This window comes from Bacillus sp. JFL15 (assembly GCF_001184225.1).
Lineage (GTDB): Bacteria > Bacillota > Bacilli > Bacillales > Bacillaceae > Bacillus > Bacillus siamensis.
This window is the reverse complement of sequence record NZ_KQ236689.1, coordinates 2221510-2238585: the sequence shown is the minus strand read 5'-3', so window position 1 is coordinate 2238585 and position 17076 is coordinate 2221510. Positions and strand designations below refer to the sequence as shown.

Annotated in this window: 18 protein-coding genes and 1 riboswitch; of the genes, 1 reads left to right on the top strand and 17 read right to left on the bottom strand. The window is 49.4% G+C overall.

Annotated features, from left to right (window positions below; all coding sequences use genetic code 11):
* The first annotated feature begins 61 nt into the window (after window positions 1-61).
* Entirely contained in the window at window positions 62-292 is a 231-nt protein-coding gene (locus AD710_RS11235; protein ID WP_003155749.1) for a YgaP family membrane protein, read from the top strand.
* 112 nt (window positions 293-404) lie between these two features.
* Here AD710_RS11235 and purD read toward each other — a convergent pair whose 3' ends face one another.
* From purD to AD710_RS11145, 17 genes are all read right to left on the bottom strand, one after another.
* Window positions 405-1673 carry a phosphoribosylamine--glycine ligase gene (gene purD, locus AD710_RS11230; protein ID WP_049628028.1) on the bottom strand — a complete coding sequence of 423 codons (1269 nt, stop codon included), beginning with the start codon at window positions 1671-1673 and terminating at the stop codon, window positions 405-407.
* Window positions 1674-1688: 15 nt separating this feature from the next.
* The gene (gene purH, locus AD710_RS11225; protein WP_049628027.1) at window positions 1689-3227 is read right to left on the bottom strand and encodes a bifunctional phosphoribosylaminoimidazolecarboxamide formyltransferase/IMP cyclohydrolase; all 1539 of its coding nucleotides are present in this window, start codon (window positions 3225-3227) and stop codon (window positions 1689-1691) included.
* Window positions 3224-3811 (bottom strand): phosphoribosylglycinamide formyltransferase, encoded by a 588-nt coding sequence (gene purN, locus AD710_RS11220; protein ID WP_049628026.1) that lies wholly within the window; start codon window positions 3809-3811, stop codon window positions 3224-3226. Before purN ends, purH begins: the two co-directional genes overlap by 4 nt.
* Complete coding sequence (gene purM, locus AD710_RS11215; protein ID WP_047476378.1) at window positions 3808-4848, bottom strand: phosphoribosylformylglycinamidine cyclo-ligase; 1041 nt, start codon at window positions 4846-4848, stop codon at window positions 3808-3810. The genes purN and purM overlap by 4 nt, the downstream gene beginning before the upstream one ends.
* Before the next feature lie 90 nt (window positions 4849-4938).
* Window positions 4939-6369 carry an amidophosphoribosyltransferase gene (gene purF, locus AD710_RS11210; RefSeq protein WP_016937013.1) on the bottom strand — a complete coding sequence of 477 codons (1431 nt, stop codon included), beginning with the start codon at window positions 6367-6369 and terminating at the stop codon, window positions 4939-4941.
* Window positions 6345-8573, bottom strand: coding sequence for a phosphoribosylformylglycinamidine synthase subunit PurL (gene purL, locus AD710_RS11205; protein WP_049628025.1), 2229 nt, complete (start codon window positions 8571-8573; stop codon window positions 6345-6347). The genes purF and purL overlap by 25 nt, the downstream gene beginning before the upstream one ends.
* Entirely contained in the window at window positions 8557-9240 is a 684-nt protein-coding gene (gene purQ, locus AD710_RS11200) for a phosphoribosylformylglycinamidine synthase subunit PurQ (RefSeq protein ID WP_016937015.1), read from the bottom strand. Before purQ ends, purL begins: the two co-directional genes overlap by 17 nt.
* Window positions 9237-9491 carry a phosphoribosylformylglycinamidine synthase subunit PurS gene (gene purS / locus AD710_RS11195; RefSeq protein ID WP_003155758.1) on the bottom strand — a complete coding sequence of 85 codons (255 nt, stop codon included), beginning with the start codon at window positions 9489-9491 and terminating at the stop codon, window positions 9237-9239. The genes purQ and purS overlap by 4 nt, the downstream gene beginning before the upstream one ends.
* Window positions 9491-10210, bottom strand: coding sequence for a phosphoribosylaminoimidazolesuccinocarboxamide synthase (gene purC / locus AD710_RS11190; protein WP_049628024.1), 720 nt, complete (start codon window positions 10208-10210; stop codon window positions 9491-9493). Before purC ends, purS begins: the two co-directional genes overlap by 1 nt.
* 75 nt (window positions 10211-10285) lie before the next feature.
* Window positions 10286-11578 carry an adenylosuccinate lyase gene (gene purB / locus AD710_RS11185; RefSeq protein ID WP_049628023.1) on the bottom strand — a complete coding sequence of 431 codons (1293 nt, stop codon included), beginning with the start codon at window positions 11576-11578 and terminating at the stop codon, window positions 10286-10288.
* Window positions 11578-12759: a 5-(carboxyamino)imidazole ribonucleotide synthase gene (gene purK / locus AD710_RS11180; protein ID WP_049628022.1), complete on the bottom strand. Its 1182-nt coding sequence runs from the start codon at window positions 12757-12759 to the stop codon at window positions 11578-11580. Before purK ends, purB begins: the two co-directional genes overlap by 1 nt.
* The gene (gene purE / locus AD710_RS11175) at window positions 12713-13201 is read right to left on the bottom strand and encodes a 5-(carboxyamino)imidazole ribonucleotide mutase (RefSeq protein ID WP_003155768.1); all 489 of its coding nucleotides are present in this window, start codon (window positions 13199-13201) and stop codon (window positions 12713-12715) included. Before purE ends, purK begins: the two co-directional genes overlap by 47 nt.
* Window positions 13202-13333: 132 nt before the next feature.
* A riboswitch (purine riboswitch) is annotated at window positions 13334-13435 on the bottom strand.
* Between the two features lie 78 nt (window positions 13436-13513).
* A complete protein-coding gene (locus AD710_RS11165; RefSeq protein ID WP_049628021.1) occupies window positions 13514-13711 on the bottom strand; it encodes an NETI motif-containing protein in 198 nt (65 codons plus the stop codon).
* The gene (locus AD710_RS11160; protein WP_016937019.1) at window positions 13708-14262 is read right to left on the bottom strand and encodes a DUF2179 domain-containing protein; all 555 of its coding nucleotides are present in this window, start codon (window positions 14260-14262) and stop codon (window positions 13708-13710) included. Before AD710_RS11160 ends, AD710_RS11165 begins: the two co-directional genes overlap by 4 nt.
* 117 nt (window positions 14263-14379) lie before the next feature.
* Window positions 14380-14553: a Fur-regulated basic protein FbpA gene (locus AD710_RS11155; RefSeq protein WP_012116994.1), complete on the bottom strand. Its 174-nt coding sequence runs from the start codon at window positions 14551-14553 to the stop codon at window positions 14380-14382.
* 137 nt (window positions 14554-14690) lie between these two features.
* Complete coding sequence (locus AD710_RS11150) at window positions 14691-15473, bottom strand: hypothetical protein (RefSeq protein WP_045926631.1); 783 nt, start codon at window positions 15471-15473, stop codon at window positions 14691-14693.
* Between the two features lie 197 nt (window positions 15474-15670).
* Window positions 15671-16993, bottom strand: a complete 1323-nt coding sequence (locus AD710_RS11145) for an NCS2 family permease (RefSeq protein WP_003155780.1) — start codon at window positions 16991-16993, stop codon at window positions 15671-15673.
* Window positions 16994-17076 lie beyond the last annotated feature (83 nt).

Here is a 17076-nt window from a genome sequence, read left to right as displayed (position 1 = left end):
GCTGAAACGTTACAAATTATTGAAGATGAATGAAAAAACTTTTTCTAAGGGAGCTGAAATGATGAAACCGAATATCAGTTTATTGAACGCCGTTATGCGCATCACTTGCGGCCTCACCATTTTATCTGCTGCGTCAGCGAAATATACGAGGAAACCTTGGTGCAAGATGCATCTCTTCTGTATGATGATGGGCGCGATGAAAGCGGCGTCCGGCATCCTCCGCTTCTGTCCGGTGACATATATGTTCCAGGCCGGAATGAATCAGGATGACAGCCATCAGCAAGAAAAATAACAAGCCGCAACGGCTTGTTATTCCGAGAAGAATCATCTCTCACAGTAAATCGACAAACTTAGTCGTCCTTTCAGAAGAAAACCCGCGTCTTACATGACGCGGGTTTCCCTCTTTATCGCTGCGAAGCTTTCAGCGCACGAGCGCCGATGTCGCTTCTGTAAAACAGTCCGGGGTTTGTCAGCCCTGAAACGGCGCTGTACACTTTATCCCTCGCCGCTTCAAATGTTTCAGCAAATGCCGTGACATTGGCGACCCGGCCGCCGTTTGTGACAAATTGGCCGCCGGCTTTTTTCGTTCCGGCATGAAAAACGGCGATCCCGTCTTCAGCGGCCGTCAAACCGCCGATCGGTGTGCCTTTCGCATAGCTTTCAGGATAGCCCTCAGAAGCCAGCACAACGCTGACGGCGGCCGTATCCTTCCATCTTAGGTCAACATCTTTCTCATGCAGCAGATCCAAAAGCACCTGAATAAGGTCTGATTCCATTCTCGGCACGACGACCTGTGTTTCCGGATCTCCGAAGCGCGCGTTGAATTCAATGACTTTGGATCCGTTTTCCGTCAGAATCAGCCCCGCGTACAGCACGCCCATGAAGGAGCGTCCCTCCTTCACCATTGCTTTTGCCGCCGGCTTCACAATCGTTTCGACGGCGCTTTTGACGATATCATCGGAAATGTGCGGCACCGGTGAATAGGCGCCCATTCCGCCCGTGTTCGGCCCTTTGTCTCCGTCGAAGGCGCGCTTATGGTCTTGGGCGATCACCATCGGATAGACGGTCTCCCCCTTCACAAACGCCATTAAGGAAAATTCTTCGCCGGCGAGGAACTCTTCAATGACAACAGATGCGCTCGCCTCGCCGAATTTCTCATCCTCAAGAAAATCGTGCAGGCATTCAATCGCTTCTTCTTCCGTCATCGCGACCGTTACACCTTTTCCGGCCGCAAGCCCGTCAGCTTTAATGACAATCGGCGCACCTTTTTGCCGCACATAAGCTTTCGCCTCTTCAAATGAAGTAAATGTCTCATACTCCGCCGTCGGAATGCTGTATTTTTTCATTAAATCCTTGGCAAACTGTTTGCTTCCCTCAATGATTGCCGCTTTTTCGGACGGTCCGAAAACAAGCAGTCCGGCTTTTTCAAACTCATCCGCTATCCCTTCGATCAGAGGAACTTCGGGGCCGATAATCGTCAGGCCGACATGATGTTCTTTCGCAAAGGCGATGAGTGCGGCATGATCGCTTTCTTCGATGCTGACCAGCGTCGCGCAATCCGCCATACCGTCATTTCCGGGCGCGGCGTACACCGTGTCAACAAGCGGGCTTTGCGCCGCTTTCCAAGCCAGTGTGTGCTCTCTGCCGCCTTTACCGATAATCAATACATTCACGCTTCGTTCCTCCCCTTAATGTTTGAAATGTCTGATGCCGGTGAATACCATGGCGATGCCGTATTCATCCGCTTTTTTAATTGACTCTTCGTCGCGGACCGATCCGCCCGGCTGGATAATTGCCGTGACGCCCGCTTTTGCGGCTTCTTCGACTGTATCCGGCATCGGGAAAAACGCGTCTGATCCGAGCGCGCTGCCTTTTGCTTTTTCTCCGGCCTGCTCAATGGCGATTTTGGCTGAACCGACGCGATTCATCTGTCCTGCGCCCACACCGACCGTCATATGGTCTTTTGCAAGAACGATTGCGTTGGATTTCACATGTTTAACGACTTTCCAGGCGAGCTTCAAATCTTCCCACTCCTGCTCGTTCGGCTCTCTTTTTGTCGGAATGCTGATGTCGGCGTCATCAAATCCGTGCACGTCTAAATCTTGAATCAAAAGGCCGCCCTGTACGGAAGTCAGCTGTTTTTCTTTCTTTCCTGATGCGGTCACATCAAGCGTGAGCAGACGAAGGTTTTTCTTCGCCGTCAGTACGTTCAGCGCTTCTTCACTGAAAGAAGGGGCGATAATGATTTCTAAAAAGATGCCGTGAAGAGCTTCAGCCGTTGCCTGATCAACTTCACGGTTCAGCGCGATGATGCCGCCGAAAATGGACGTTTTATCAGCTTCATACGCTTTATTGAATGCTTCCTCAATTGAAGCTCCCGTACCGACTCCGCACGGGTTCATATGTTTAACGGCAACAGCCGCGGGTTCTGCAAACTCCCGGACGATTTGAACGGCCGCATCCGCGTCCTTAATATTATTGTAAGAAAGCTCTTTGCCGTGAAGCTGTTTTGCCGCCGCGATGGAACCGGAGACAGGCAGTGCGCTTTGATAGAAAACAGCCTCTTGGTGAGGGTTTTCGCCGTAGCGGAGCGATTGTTTTTTTTCAAATGTAACGGTGAATTGCTCAGGGTCTTTCTCACCGGCCTCGCGTGTTAAGTAATCAGCGATTAATGCGTCGTATGCCGCGGTGTGGCGGAATACTTTGGCCGCAAGCTCGCGTTTTCTTTTAAGCGAAACGCCGCCGTGTTCTTTGATCTCATTGAGCACTGAGCTGTAATCGGCCGGATCTGTGATGACCGTCACATCCTGATGGTTTTTCGATGCGGCGCGCAGCATACCGGGGCCTCCGATATCAATGTTTTCTATCGCTTCATCATATGTTACGTCTTCTTTTGAAATCGTTTCTTTAAACGGATAAAGGTTGACGACCACAAGATCAATGGGGGCAATGCCGTGCTCATTGATCTGCGCCATATGCTCTTCATTGTCTCTTACGGCAAGCAGTCCGCCGTGAATATTAGGATGGAGCGTTTTTAACCGTCCGTCCATGATTTCAGGAAATCCGGTCACTTCCGAAATGCCGATGACATCCACACCGTTTTCCTGGAGAAGTTTTTTTGTTCCTCCGGTCGAAATGACTTCGACGCCGAGCTCTGTCAGTTCCTTTACGAAAGGTACGAGATTTGTTTTATCAGAAACACTGATTAGTGCGCGTTTGATTGTCATGCCTTTTCACCTCTGTTATTTAGTCCCAGCAGCTGTTTCACAACGCTTGGATACCATTTGTGCTCAAGCTCGTGTATCGTATGTTCTATATCTTCAAGCGTATCGTTTTCCTGTATCTCGAATGCTTTTTGCGCGATAATCGGTCCGGTGTCCATGCCTTCGTCGACGTAATGAACGGTAATGCCGGCCACTTTCACACCGGCCCGATACGCCTGTCCGACAGCGTCAATTCCCGGAAATGCCGGCAGAAGCGAAGGATGTATATTAACAATGCGGCCCCCGTAAGCTTCAAGAAGCGTATTTCCGATCAGTCTCATATAGCCGGCGAGAACGATTAGTTCCGCTCCGTGCAGACGAAGCTGTTCAATAATGGCCCGTTCAAAGGCAGCCTTGTTTGCAAAAGCTGACGGCTCAAAGGCGAATGACGGGATATGTAAAGCCTCCGCCCTTTCCGCAGCCTTTGCCTGGGGCTTATCCGTCACGAGAAGGGAGAGCTCCGCGTCCCACTTCTCTTCTCTCATACGTTTGGCAATGGCCTCAAAGTTCGATCCGTTTCCTGAAGCAAATACCGCAAATTTCTTCATGAAAGAGCTGCACCGCCGAAAGAAATGCCTTCGCCGCGTTTGACCCGTCCGATCAAATAAGCCTTTTCGCCTTGAGCTTCAAGCGTTTCGATAACGTCTGTCAGGTCCTCTTCTTTAACGGCAAGGACAAAACCGATGCCCATGTTAAAGACATTGAACATGTCTTCTTCTTTCAGCTTGCCGTGCTCCTGTAAAAACGGAAAAATCGGCGGGATCGGCCATGATCCGTGATCAATTTCCGCGCTCAATCCGTCCGGCAGCATCCGCGGGATGTTCTCGATGAATCCTCCGCCTGTCACATGCGCCATGCCGTCCACCTTACCGCTTTTCACTGCCTCAAGCACCGGTTTCACATATATTCTTGTCGGTTCCAGCAATTCTTCTCCGAGAGGCCGCGCAAACGGTTCATAGACAGTATCCAAATCAAGTCCGCCATCATCAAGAAGCACTTTTCTCACAAGGGAAAACCCGTTGCTGTGAAGGCCGCTTGAAGTAAGTCCGATTAAGAGATGCCCTTCTTCTATATGTTCACCGGTGACGATTTCGTCTTTTTCCGCGACACCGACTGAAAATCCGGCAATATCGTATTCATCAGCTGTATACAGCCCCGGCATTTCCGCCGTCTCACCGCCGATAAGCGCTGATCCTGACTGCTCGCAGCCGTCTGCCACACCTTGAACGATCTGCTCAATTTTCACCGGATCGGCCTTGCCGACTGCCAAATAATCAAGGAAAAACAACGGCTCCGCTCCTTGGGCGAGCACATCGTTTACACACATCGCAACCGCATCGACGCCGATCGTGTCATGCTTATCCATTGAAAATGCGAGTTTCAGCTTGGTGCCGACACCGTCTGTTCCTGAAATTAAAACAGGCTTTTGATACGGGAGCTCTGACAGATCAAACATTCCGCCAAAACCGCCCAAGCTTCCCATAACGCCGAGCCTTTTCGTGCGCTCCACGTGTTTTTTCATTCGTTTGACGGCTTCATATCCGGCTTCGATGTCGACTCCGGCATTTTTATAAGCATCAGACATCCCTATCACTCCTTGTTAATTCGTTTCTCCTTAAAGGCAGAAAGAGAAAGGCAGCCTGAACTCGCGCTGCCTTTATATCATTTTCAAACTTTATTTTGTCAGCACCGCTTCTTTTACGTGAGGAAGCACTGTATCCTGATAAATTTCCGTCGGATATTTGCCTGTAAAACAAGCGAGGCATTGTCCGCAATTGGTGTCTTCAAATTTTCGGCCGACTCCTTTTAATAATCCGTCTACACTTAAAAAAGACAGCGTGTCGGCACCGATGATCTGGCGGATTTCTTCCACGGAATGGGAGGAAGCGATCAGCTCCTCATGGGTTGATGTGTCAATGCCGTAGAAGCACGGATGGGCGATCGGCGGTGAACTGATCTTGACGTGCACCTCTGTCGCTCCCGCTTCTCTTAGCATTGTAACAATCCGGCGGCTTGTCGTTCCGCGCACGATAGAATCATCAACCATGACGACCCGTTTTCCTTCAACAACACCGCGTACGGCCGACAGCTTCATTCTCACGCCTTGCTCACGGAGAGCCTGTGACGGCTGGATAAACGTTCTGCCGACATAACGGTTTTTAATGAGACCGAGTTCGTACGGAATGCCCGTTGCCTCGGCATAGCCGATGGCGGCAGAAATACTGGAATCAGGCACGCCTGTGACGACATCCGCTTCAACCGCGGACTCCTGGGCAAGCATTTTCCCGAGGTTTTTCCGGGCGCTGTGCACGTTAATGCCGTCGATATTGCTGTCAGGTCTTGAGAAATAAATATACTCCATGCTGCAGATGGAACGATTGATATTCATGGAGAAACGCTCTGATTTCATGCCTTCATCATTGATGATCAGCATTTCGCCCGGCTCTACCTCGCGAAGGTATGTCGCGCCGACCACATCAAATGCGCATGTTTCTGATGCCACGACGTAAGCGTCGCCGAGCATGCCGAGCGAGAGCGGTCTGAGTCCGTTCGGATCAAGCGCTGCAATCATCTCTGTTTCTGTCATGATTAAAAAGGCGTAAGCGCCTTTCAGCATGGACAGCGAATTTTTGATCTGATCCTTCAGCGAAAAGTGGCCGCTGCGTTTAATCAGATGAGCCAGCACTTCCGTATCGGAGGAAGTCTGAAAGATGCTCCCTTGGTTTTCAAGCTGCTGCTTCAGCTGAGTGGCGTTGACCAAGTTGCCGTTATGGGCAAGCGCGAGGCTGCCGTTGTTTTGCGAATGGAACAGGAGCGGCTGGACATTTTCATATCCGCCTCCGCCGGCCGTCGCATAGCGGACGTGGCCGATCGCGCCTTTTCCCTTCACTTTGCTCAGTTCGCCGTTTTGAAAAACCTCGGTAATAAGCCCCTGCCCCTTATGCGCCGTCAGTTTTTCGCCGTCGGTCGCCACGATGCCGGCGCCTTCCTGTCCTCTGTGCTGCAGACTGTGCAGGCCGTAATACGTAATCTGCGGAGCCTCTTCGTGACCCCAGATGCCAAACACACCGCATTCTTCATTCAGGCCTTTGATTTCAGCAAGCATGGAATAGCTCCTTTCCACGCGCGCTCAAGTTCTTTCGTTTGCGCGTGAACCAATTGTTGTCCTTCTTGACTTCGGATCGTCAGCTGTCCGTCTCCTGTCACTTCACCAATATGAACGGCACCTGCCGCAGCCGCTTCAAACGCCGCCTTGTTTTCTTTCTTCACGGAAACGACAAAGCGGGATTGAGACTCAGAGAATAATAACGCCGCTTCCCCTTCTACAGTCACGTTCGCGCCAAGGTGTTCCGTCGTCATGACGATTTCTGCTATCGCCACGCCCAAGCCGCCTTCTGACACGTCATGCGCGGATTGGATCAGACCTTGTTTAATGGCGTTAAGAAGTGATGTTTGGCGGGCTTTTTCAACGTCCAGATCAATTTCAGGCGCTCGGCCATAGATTTTTCCTTCAGTCATTTTCTGAAGTTCACTGCCTGCATACTCAGGCTTCGTTTCACCGATGACGTAAATCAAGTCTCCGGCCGCTTTGACATGCTGTGTCGTAATATGTGCTGTATCTTCAATTAAGCCGACCATGCCGATAACAGGCGTCGGATAGATAGCCGTTCCGTTCGATTCATTATAAAGTGATACGTTACCGCCGATGACCGGAGTGCTGAGCACATTACACGCCTCGCTGATGCCGTCAGCCGCTTTTTCAATCTGCCAGAAGATTTCCGGTTTCTCCGGATTTCCGAAGTTAAGGTTGTCTGTGACCGCAAGCGGTTCTGCACCTGAGCAAATGATGTTGCGCGCCGCTTCGGCAACAGCGATTTTTCCGCCTTCTTCCGGATCAAGATATAAATAGCGGGCGTTGCAATCCGTCGTCATCGCCAGCGCTTTTTTTGTGCCGCGGATTCTGAGCACTCCCGCATCAGATCCCGGAGCGACCACCGTGTTTGTACGCACCATGTAGTCATATTGATCGTACACCCACTCTTTGCTGGCGATTGTCGGCTGCTGCAGCAGGGCAAAAAGCGTCTCTGTCGCATCTTTCACTTCTGGCGCGGGGACTTCAGTTTCCTGAAATTCGCGGTAGTACGCGGGTTCCGCTGACGGCTTGTGGTATACAGGTGCTTCTTCCGCCAGTGCGTCGACCGGAAGTTCGCATACAACCTCTCCGTTATGGCGGAGGCGGAGCATTTTATCATCCGTAACATGACCCACGGAAACTGCTTCAAGATCATATTTATTAAAAATATCGACAATTTCCTGTTCACGTCCGCGTTCAATGACGAGAAGCATGCGTTCCTGAGACTCGGAAAGCATCATTTCGTAAGCGGTCATACCCGTTTCCCGCTGCGGAATGAGATCAAGGTTCATTTCAATGCCGGAGCCGGCTTTGCTTGCCATTTCCGCACTTGAACTGGTCAGACCGGCCGCCCCCATATCTTGAATGCCGACTAACGCGTCGCACTGAATGACTTCAAGGCAGGCTTCCAAGAGAAGTTTTTCCATGAAAGGATCGCCGACCTGCACCGCGGATCGTTTTTCCTCAGACGAATCAGACATTTCTTCTGATGCGAAAGTAGCGCCGTGGATGCCGTCGCGCCCCGTCTTAGCGCCGACGTACATGACCGTGTTGCCGACACCTTTCGCCTGGCCTTTTTTAATATCCTTATGATCGATTAAGCCGACGCACATTGCATTGACAAGCGGGTTGCCCTCATAGCTTGCGTCAAACTGCACTTCTCCGCCGACGGTCGGAATGCCGATACAGTTTCCGTATCCCGCGATTCCCGCCACTACTTCTTCAAACAAGTACTTCACTCGAGGTGAAGTGAGTTCACCAAATCGAAGAGAGTTTAATACAGCTATCGGACGGGCGCCCATTGAGAAAACGTCACGGATGATGCCGCCCACTCCCGTCGCAGCACCTTGGTATGGCTCAAGCGCTGACGGGTGGTTATGCGATTCAATTTTGAACACGACCGCCTGATTGTCACCGATGTCAACGATTCCCGCGCCTTCTCCGGGACCCTGCAGCACGCGTTCGCCGCTAGTCGGGAATTTGCGTAAAACCGGTTTTGAGTTTTTATAGCTGCAGTGCTCTGACCACATCACGGAAAAAATCCCGATTTCCGTATAGTTCGGCAATCTTCCGATAATCGATTCAATGAGTGCGAACTCGTCATCACTGACACCCATTTGCTGATAGAGTTTCTCTTCTTTTATTTGTTCTTTACTTGGTTCAAGCAGTAGCGACATGAGTTTCCCTCCAATTTTTCACAATAGACTGGAACAATGCAAGACCGTCTGCGCTGCCGAGCAGTTCATCGACCGCACGCTCCGGGTGAGGCATCATGCCTAATACGTTGCCTTTCTCATTCACGACGCCGGCAATGCCGCTTACGCTTCCGTTAATATCGCTGCCGTATGTGAAGGCGATTTGATTGTTTTCTTTTAATCTTTCAAGCGTTTCGTCATCACAGTAGAAATTGCCTTCGCCGTGGGCAACCGGAATCGTAATCGATTGTCCCTCTTTATAAGAAGATGTGAACATTGTTTCGCCGTTCTGCACGATTAATTCAACCGGGCGGCAGATGAATTTTAAATCTTTGTTGCGTCTCATGGCGCCGGGCAGAAGTCCGAGCTCCTGCAAAATCTGGAATCCGTTGCAGACGCCGAGAACCGGTTTGCCTTCAGCAGCCGCTTTTTTCACCGCCGGCATGATGTTTGCGAATCTGGCAATGGCGCCGCATCTCAGGTAATCGCCGTAAGAGAAGCCGCCGGGGATGAGCACGCCGTCAAATCCGTCAAGGCTTGTTTCCTCGTGCCAGACATACTCGACTTCTTCGCCGAGTTCGTCCTTCACGGCGTGAAACATATCAATATCACAGTTGGAGCCGGGTAACACAATCACCGCAAATTTCACTGTGCGACAACCTCCTCAACTTCATATCGGTAGTCTTCAATGACTGTATTGGCTAGGAGCTTCTCACACATTTCTTTCACGAGCGCGTCAAGATCACGGTCAGATTTTTCGATCGTCAGCTCCATGTATTTTCCGATTCGCACATCCTGCACTTCATTGTAGGTCATGCTGTGCAATGCATGCTGCACCGCGCTTCCTTGAGGATCGAGCACACTTTCTTTTAAGCTGACATAAACTTTCACTTTATACATTATGAAATGCCTCCCAGTCTTTTGAAAATCTCTTCATATCCGTCGGTTAAGCTTCCCAGGTTCTGTCTGAACAAATCTTTATCAAGCTTTTCGTTCGTGTCTTTATCCCACAGACGGCACGTGTCAGGAGAAATTTCATCTGCTAAAAGCACCCGTCCCTCTGCGTCTAAGCCGAATTCCAGCTTAAAATCTATTAATCTGACACCGCAGTCTTCAAAAATATGCTGAAGTTCTGGATTCACTTGATTTGTAATTGATTTGATCGTTTCGACCTGCTCCGGAACCGCCGCTTTCAAGAGCCAGATATGATCTTCGGTAATGAGCGGATCACCGAGTGCGTCGTCTTTATAGTAAAATTCGATAATCGGCTGCGGAAGCTCAGTTCCTTCAGGGATGCCGAGGCGTTTCGACATGCTTCCGGCGGCAAAGTTTCTGACCACGACTTCAATTGGAATGATGCTTACCTTTTTGATAAGCTGCTCTGATTCTGAAAGGCGCTCTACAAAGTGATTGTCAATTCCTTTAGCATGCAGATGTTTGAAAATCAGGCTTGAAATTTCATTGTTCAGACGGCCCTTTCCGCTGATCTCCGCTTTCTTCTCACCGTTAAAGGCTGTTGCGGAATCCTTGTAGACCACGCGGAGAATCTGTTCGTCTTCTGTTTGATAAATTCGTTTCGCTTTTCCTTCATAAAGAAGATTATTGTTCTTAATATTCACGGAAGGCCTCCTAACCCGAATCTTGGGAATATTCAATCTATGGCGGCTGAAGAAGCCGCCTCCGGCTGGCTTCTTCTATAAACCTAAACGCTCAAAGATCAAGTCGACGTTTTTCAAATGATAATTGTAGTCAAAGCAATCAGCAATCTGTTCCGGTGTAAGACGGGAGGTGATTTTTTCCTCCGCTTCGACAAGCTGGCGGAACGGAACTTGTTTTTCCCACGCTTCCATCGCCTTCGGCTGAACCGTGTCATATGCTTCTTCACGAGGCAGACCCGTGTCGATTAAAGCGAGCAGCACGCGCTGAGAATAGATTAAACCGAGTGTGCGGTCCATGTTGCGTTTCATATTTTCCGGGAATACCGTTAAGTTTTTGACGATATTGCTGAAACGGTTCAGCATGTAATTCAGCGCGATTGTCGCGTCAGGAAGAATGATGCGTTCAGCTGATGAATGAGAAATGTCACGCTCATGCCATAACGGAACATTTTCGTATGCCGTCAGCATGTACCCGCGGATCACACGCGCCATGCCCGTCATATTTTCCGAGCCGATCGGATTCCGTTTATGCGGCATAGCCGATGAACCTTTTTGTCCTTTTGCAAAAAACTCTTCCACTTCACGTGTTTCACTCTTTTGAAGACCGCGGATTTCCACTGCGAATTTTTCAATGCTCGTCGCAATCAAAGCCAGTGACGCCATATAATCCGCATGACGGTCCCGCTGCAATGTCTGAGTGGAAATCGGCGCCGCTTTCAGGCCGAGTTTTTCACAGACATACTGCTCTACGAACGGATCAATATTTGCATACGTGCCGACCGCGCCGGAAAGCTTCCCGACTTCGATCCCTTCTTTTGCCTGCTTGAAACGTTCAAGGTTGCGTTTCATTTCTTCGTGCCAAAGCGCGAGCTTCAGGCCGAATGTCGTCGGTTCCGCGTGTACGCCGTGCGTGCGGCCCATCATGACCGTGTATTTATGTTCTTTCGCTTTTTCTTTTATAATGTCAACAAATCTCTCAATGTCCTTGAGCAAAATCTCATTCGCCTGTTTTAATAGATAGGAAAGAGCGGTATCCACGACATCTGTTGACGTCAGGCCGTAGTGAACCCATTTTCTTTCTTCGCCTAATGATTCTGAAACCGCGCGGGTGAATGCCACGACGTCATGGCGCGTATCCTGCTCGATTTCCAAAATGCGGTTAATGTCGAAAGACGCGTTTTCGCGCATGACTTTAACATCTTCTTTCGGAATGACGCCAAGCTCAGCCCAGGCTTCACAGGCTAAAATCTCGACTTCCAGCCATGCCTGGTATCTGTTTTCGTCCGTCCAGATCGCGGACATTTCAGGTCTTGAATAACGTTCGATCATTATGCTCGTCCTCCGTCTCTTTTCATCCATATGTTCGTGATGTCCTGAATCCATTTTTCATCAGGCTCCCGCAAAAACGTTATATGCCCCATTTTGCGGCCTTTTTTAATTTCATGTTTTCCGTACAAATACAGTTTGGCTTCTCTTAAAAGCTCCGTATGCTCCTCCGCCAGCTTCACTTCATCACCGAGAAGATTCACCATCATTCCCGGTTTGAGCAGATCAGTTCGGCCGAGAGGAAGTCCGCAGACCGCTCTGATGTGCTGTTCGAACTGGCTCGTTTCACAAAGGTCGAGCGTATAATGCCCCGAATTGTGAGGACGCGGCGCCAGTTCATTGATCAAAAGGTCTCCGTCTTCTGTGACGAACATTTCTACCGCAAGCGGCCCGACAAGCTCCAATTTCTCCGCGAGCTGAACGGCAAGCGCCTCTGCCCGCTTTTGAACCGTTTCCTCCGCTCTCGCGGGCACGATGCTTTGGAACAGAATATTATTTTTGTGGATATTTTCAGCAGCCGGAAAGGTTGAAATCTCTCCGTGCACCGATCTTGTCACGATAACGGAAAGCTCCATCCGGAATGACACCCAGCTTTCCAGTATGCACGTGCCGTTTTCTAGCAGCGCGGCCGCTTCATCTGTCTGTCCTTCTTCCTTAATGACAAATTGGCCTTTGCCGTCATATCCGCCGCGGCATGTTTTCAGCACCGCCGGAAGCCCCAATGACTGAACAGCTTCCTCAAGCTCCCGTCTGCTGTTTACGATCCGATAAGGAGCGACCTGACATCCGGCTGACTGGATCGCCTTTTTTTCCGTTTCCCTGTTTTGGGTGATAAGCAGCAGCTCGCTTCCTTGGGGAAGGTATGCATGTTCTTTGAGCCAATTGAGCGCCTCGTAATCGATATTTTCAAATTCGTACGTAATGATGTCGCTGACTCCAGCCAATTTTTGAATCGCTTCACGGTCATTATACTGGGCGGTAATCTCAATATCGGCGATCTGTCCGCATGGCGAGTCTTTCACGGGATCGACGACTGCGACTTTATAGCCCATCTGTTTTGCGGCGACAGCCATCATTTTTCCGAGCTGTCCGCCTCCGATAATGCCGATGACAGCGCCGGGAAAAATCGTTTTTTTATCAGACAAGCTGATCACTGCTTTCCAGCACCGTTTGTTTTGTCGCATTTCTTCTCGCCTCTAGTTTATCCGCAATATCACCGTCAAATGCCGACAAAATTTGCGCGGCTAACAGACCCGCGTTCACTGCGCCCGCTTTCCCGATCGCCGTCGTCGCGACCGGCACGCCGCCGGGCATCTGTACGATAGACAGAAGAGAATCAAGCCCGTTAAGCGATTTCGTCTGAACCGGTACGCCGATTACCGGCAGCGTCGTTTTGGCCGCCGTCATTCCCGGCAGATGCGCCGCTCCCCCGGCTCCGGCAATAATGACTTTTAAACCCCTGTCTCTTGCGCTTTCTGCATATTCAAACATCAAATCAGGCGTCCGATGCGCGGATACTACCTGTTTTTCATAAGGAATGTGAAGTTCGTCAAGTATGTCGCATGCATGTTTCATTGTCTCCCAATCGGAGGTGCTTCCCATGATGATTCCTGCTAGCGGCTGCATTCTGTTCCCACCTTCTCATGCTTTGTTTTTCAGAAAAAAAAGCCCGGCTTATATTGCAACTATGAGGAAGCAATACAAACCGGGCATGGCGCGCGTATCGTCAGTCGTTCGCTTCTGCGATATCCATGTCAGCTGTTTATCACTTTCCTGCATAGTCCGGCCGTTTACGGCAGCCGGGTAGAAACTTATGGGCCATATTCCCAAGATTATATGAGGTCGTGTTTTGATTTCATGTTTATCTTAACAACGGACTTGGATAATGTCAACGACATTATCGAACGATATAAAAATTCTTTCTTTTAATGTTCGTGTTTAGATCAATTTCCCTTCAAATACGATTTTTTTCCCGCAAGGAATAACTTGAATTGATCCATTTTCTTTCTTTTCTGTAAAGATCGGCTCTTCCATCCGCCGGACGGGCATATAGCCCTCTTCCTTCATTAAAGTAAGAATGGTGTCGATCGTTTCGTGTTCCGTTACTTCAAACCGTTTTTTCTTTGGCTTTGTCATTCCTTAATTCTCCTCTTCTTCACTGCTTTCACCCAGAATCCGCCGTGGATCGCTTTCGGCTCAAAAGCGATGATAAACGCTTTTTCATCGAGCGTTTTAATCGTATCATACAGCTGAAGCTCATATTTGCGCGGCGTCAGAATCTGCATGGCGGTCCGGTCCCCTTCAAGGCCGCCCGCGACCCAGCTTGTGACTCCGTATCCTTTTTCCCGAAGCTGTTTCGGCAGGTCCAGATCAAGCTCTTTCGTAATGACGTTGACTGTTATGTAGCCGAGCGCCAGTTTTTCTTCAATTTTCATTCCCACTATGACGCCAAGGCCGTAGCCGAGCGCGTAGGCAATGACGTTTTGAATCTGATTCAGATTGCCGAGCACGAGACTCAAGCCGGTCACATACACAAGGATTTCAACCGTACTGATGCCTGCTGCGAAATAGCGCTGTCCCTTTAATGTAAGGATCATCCTGATCGTAAAGAAAGAGACATATATAATATTAATGATGAGAATAATGAGAACCATACCTATACTGTTGGATAAAATCGTCTGCATCATTGATTCCCCCTCCTCTGACTTTGAAAAGCCAATCTTTCAATTAAGGATAGTTTACCCTCTTTTGATCATTTTCAAAAGAAAAAAAAGCCCGCCCCAAGGCAGACTTTCAAACTCTTTTCAGTGAAGCTCAGCTTTCTTCAATCGTTTGACCGCTTCATATTCCTTTTCAAGCTCGCTCAGCGTGTATCCGGACAGTTCCTGAACATGGTTTTGGTAAAACCCTGAGCGGATCAGCTTGGTCCTCAGATGCTGTTTTTTCCGATTAATGGCTTCTCGCAACAACGGGGCCATCCTCATCATCCTTTCCGAATCATAAAGATTAATGCCGCTTTCCAATTTCTGTTGCTCCCATCATATATCGGACGGCTTTTCAAAACAACACGCTTTATTAGAAATATTTGTAAACATTGTGAAAGACAAATTTCGACTTATAAAGGGATCAGCGAGGCAGTAAAGTACTCTGAAATAAGCGGCCATGTCACAGCTGTAAAGACGAGCATGATGATGACCGCCGCAGAAATACAGTACATCACGTCGACGGCAGGATTCTCAGCCGATTTGTACAGAATCTGCACAAACTGCACCATCGCCGATGCAGCCAGAAATAAGGTCAGCGCCGTAAACACCACGGTGATAACCGGCAGATTCAATATCGCGAAAATCATCCACACGATAGAGCAGACGACAGCCGGAACAAGAAGTGAACCGACTCCCGCGGCCGCATCCCGCATCGTAATTTTCTGTTTCAGCAGATAGCGTGATACAAGCCAGACCGCGCCGGCCGCAGCTGCAAAAAAGACGAGCGAATACACGAGAACGACGGTAAAGCCGTCAAAAAACGTGTGATGCCGTTCCCCGTATCCGAGCGGTCTCTGCTGGCTCGCCCTCAGCTGAAACCAATTTCCGATTGAGAAAAAAATACTGAATACAAGCATTGAAATAAGAGCATATTTAAAGCGGGAAAAGCCGTCTTCTCCAACGACCTTCACCGGTGATGTCAAAATGCGCAATGCGAAACGGCAATAACGTTTGACCGCGGCCCATACAGAAGCGAGTTTTTCCGTAAAAGCCGGAGCCGGGCGCCGTTCCTTTTCTTTCTTCTTTTGCTTTTGATAACGTCCCGCTTTTCTGGACATTCTCGAGAGCGGTTCTTCATCAGTTCCCTGATGCTGTTTTTCTTCTTCCAACGTTTCTTTTCTTTCTTCCGTCATGTCAGCAACTCCTATCAAAAAAATACGGCGGAATTTGTTAAGCAAGAAAATAAAACACTTATATAAGGTACCGAAGCGTCCTTCATCAGTCAAGCGGTTTTCTTCACCCGGACACCCACATGACGTTTTATATTATGTATTGGTTTTACGGAATAGGACAAAAACAAAAAACCGGCTGTCCTCAGCCGGTTTTTCCGTTATTTCAAGAAGATGAAATACAGGATAAAGATGACGAACAGCCCGTACATAATCGGGTGGACGCTTTTTCCTTTTCCTTTGCAGATCATTGTAATCGGGTAGAAAATAAAACCGATCGCAATCCCCGTCGCAATGCTGTACGTCAGCGGCATCATAATCATCGTTAAAAATGCCGGCACAGCCACCTCGAATTTATCCCAGGCGATCTTACCGAGCGGCGCCACCATCAGCGCGCCGACGATAATTAAAGCCGGAGCCGTCACATTCGTGGTGACTACTGACAGAAGCGGCGAGAAAAACATCGCCAGCAAAAAGAGAATGCCTGTCACAACAGCAGCGAAGCCGGAGCGCGCTCCCGCCGCAACGCCTGAGCTTGATTCCACATAAGAAGTCGTTGTAGACGTACCGAGCACGGCTCCGATAACGATTGAAGTTGAATCTGCCAAAAGCGCTCTTCCCGCGCGCGGAAGTTTGTTTTCCTTCATCAGTCCTGCCTGTGTCGCTACAGCTACCAGCGTACCTGCCGTATCGAAAAATCCGACGAACAGGAAAGTTAAAATGACAATCAGCATTTGTACGGAAAAGATATCCGGAAGGTGCATCCACGCCTGTCCGAAAGTCGGCGCAAGACTCGGCACGCTGCCGACAATGTGTGTCGGAACCGGAATCAGCCCGCAGATCATACCGGCAACCGCCGTCAGAAGCATTCCGATAAATACGCCGCCGTTTACGCGAAGCACCATCAGAATGACCGTCACAATAACACCGAAAACCGTCAGCAGCACAGGCCCGCTGTGAATATTGCCGATAGATACCAAAGTCGATGAGTTTGCTTCAATAATGCCCGAACCCTGCAAACCGACAAATGTAATGAATAAACCGATACCCGCGCCGACCGCCAATTTCAGCTCAGGCGGAATCGCATTAATGATTTTTTCCCGCAATCCCGTCAGCGAAAGCGCTACGAAGATAATTCCGGAAATTAAGACGCCGGAAAGCGCAGCCTGCCATGAAATCCCCATGCCGAGGACGACAGAGAAAGCAAAAAACGCGTTTAATCCCATACCCGGCGCAATCGCGATCGGATACTTTGCAATGAGCCCCATTAAAATACACCCGGCCGCAGATGCAAGAGCTGTAGCGGTGAACACCGCGCCCTGATCAATTTTTAATGCTTCCGGAAATCCTTTCACACCGTTTAAAGACAATGTGAGCGGATTGACGAACAGAATGTACGCCATTGACAAAAAGGTCGTTAAACCGCCGATGATTTCATTACGATAGCTTGTCCCCAGCTCATCAAACTGAAAAAATTGCTTCAAGCCAATTGCCTCCTTCATTCTCTCCCATTTATTCTGCCCGTTATCCGCCAAATAAAAAACGCCCCAAATACATTTGGGACGCT

Coding starts and splice junctions, on each gene's coding strand:
- AD710_RS11150 (WP_045926631.1), bottom strand. CDS start 15,473: ATGACGGAAGAAAGAAAAGAAACGTTGGAAGAAGAAAAACAGCATCAG.
- purL (WP_049628025.1), bottom strand. CDS start 8,573: ATGTCGCTACTGCTTGAACCAAGTAAAGAACAAATAAAAGAAGAGAAA.
- purH (WP_049628027.1), bottom strand. CDS start 3,227: ATGACAATCAAACGCGCACTAATCAGTGTTTCTGATAAAACAAATCTC.
- AD710_RS11155 (WP_012116994.1), bottom strand. CDS start 14,553: ATGGCCCCGTTGTTGCGAGAAGCCATTAATCGGAAAAAACAGCATCTG.
- purE (WP_003155768.1), bottom strand. CDS start 13,201: ATGCAGCCGCTAGCAGGAATCATCATGGGAAGCACCTCCGATTGGGAG.
- purF (WP_016937013.1), bottom strand. CDS start 6,369: ATGCTTGCTGAAATCAAAGGCCTGAATGAAGAATGCGGTGTGTTTGGC.
- purN (WP_049628026.1), bottom strand. CDS start 3,811: ATGAAGAAATTTGCGGTATTTGCTTCAGGAAACGGATCGAACTTTGAG.
- purK (WP_049628022.1), bottom strand. CDS start 12,759: ATGCGACAAAACAAACGGTGCTGGAAAGCAGTGATCAGCTTGTCTGAT.
- purM (WP_047476378.1), bottom strand. CDS start 4,848: ATGTCTGATGCTTATAAAAATGCCGGAGTCGACATCGAAGCCGGATAT.
- AD710_RS11235 (WP_003155749.1), top strand. CDS start 62: ATGAAACCGAATATCAGTTTATTGAACGCCGTTATGCGCATCACTTGC.
- AD710_RS11160 (WP_016937019.1), bottom strand. CDS start 14,262: ATGATGCAGACGATTTTATCCAACAGTATAGGTATGGTTCTCATTATT.
- purB (WP_049628023.1), bottom strand. CDS start 11,578: ATGATCGAACGTTATTCAAGACCTGAAATGTCCGCGATCTGGACGGAC.
- purS (WP_003155758.1), bottom strand. CDS start 9,491: ATGTATAAAGTGAAAGTTTATGTCAGCTTAAAAGAAAGTGTGCTCGAT.
- AD710_RS11165 (WP_049628021.1), bottom strand. CDS start 13,711: ATGACAAAGCCAAAGAAAAAACGGTTTGAAGTAACGGAACACGAAACG.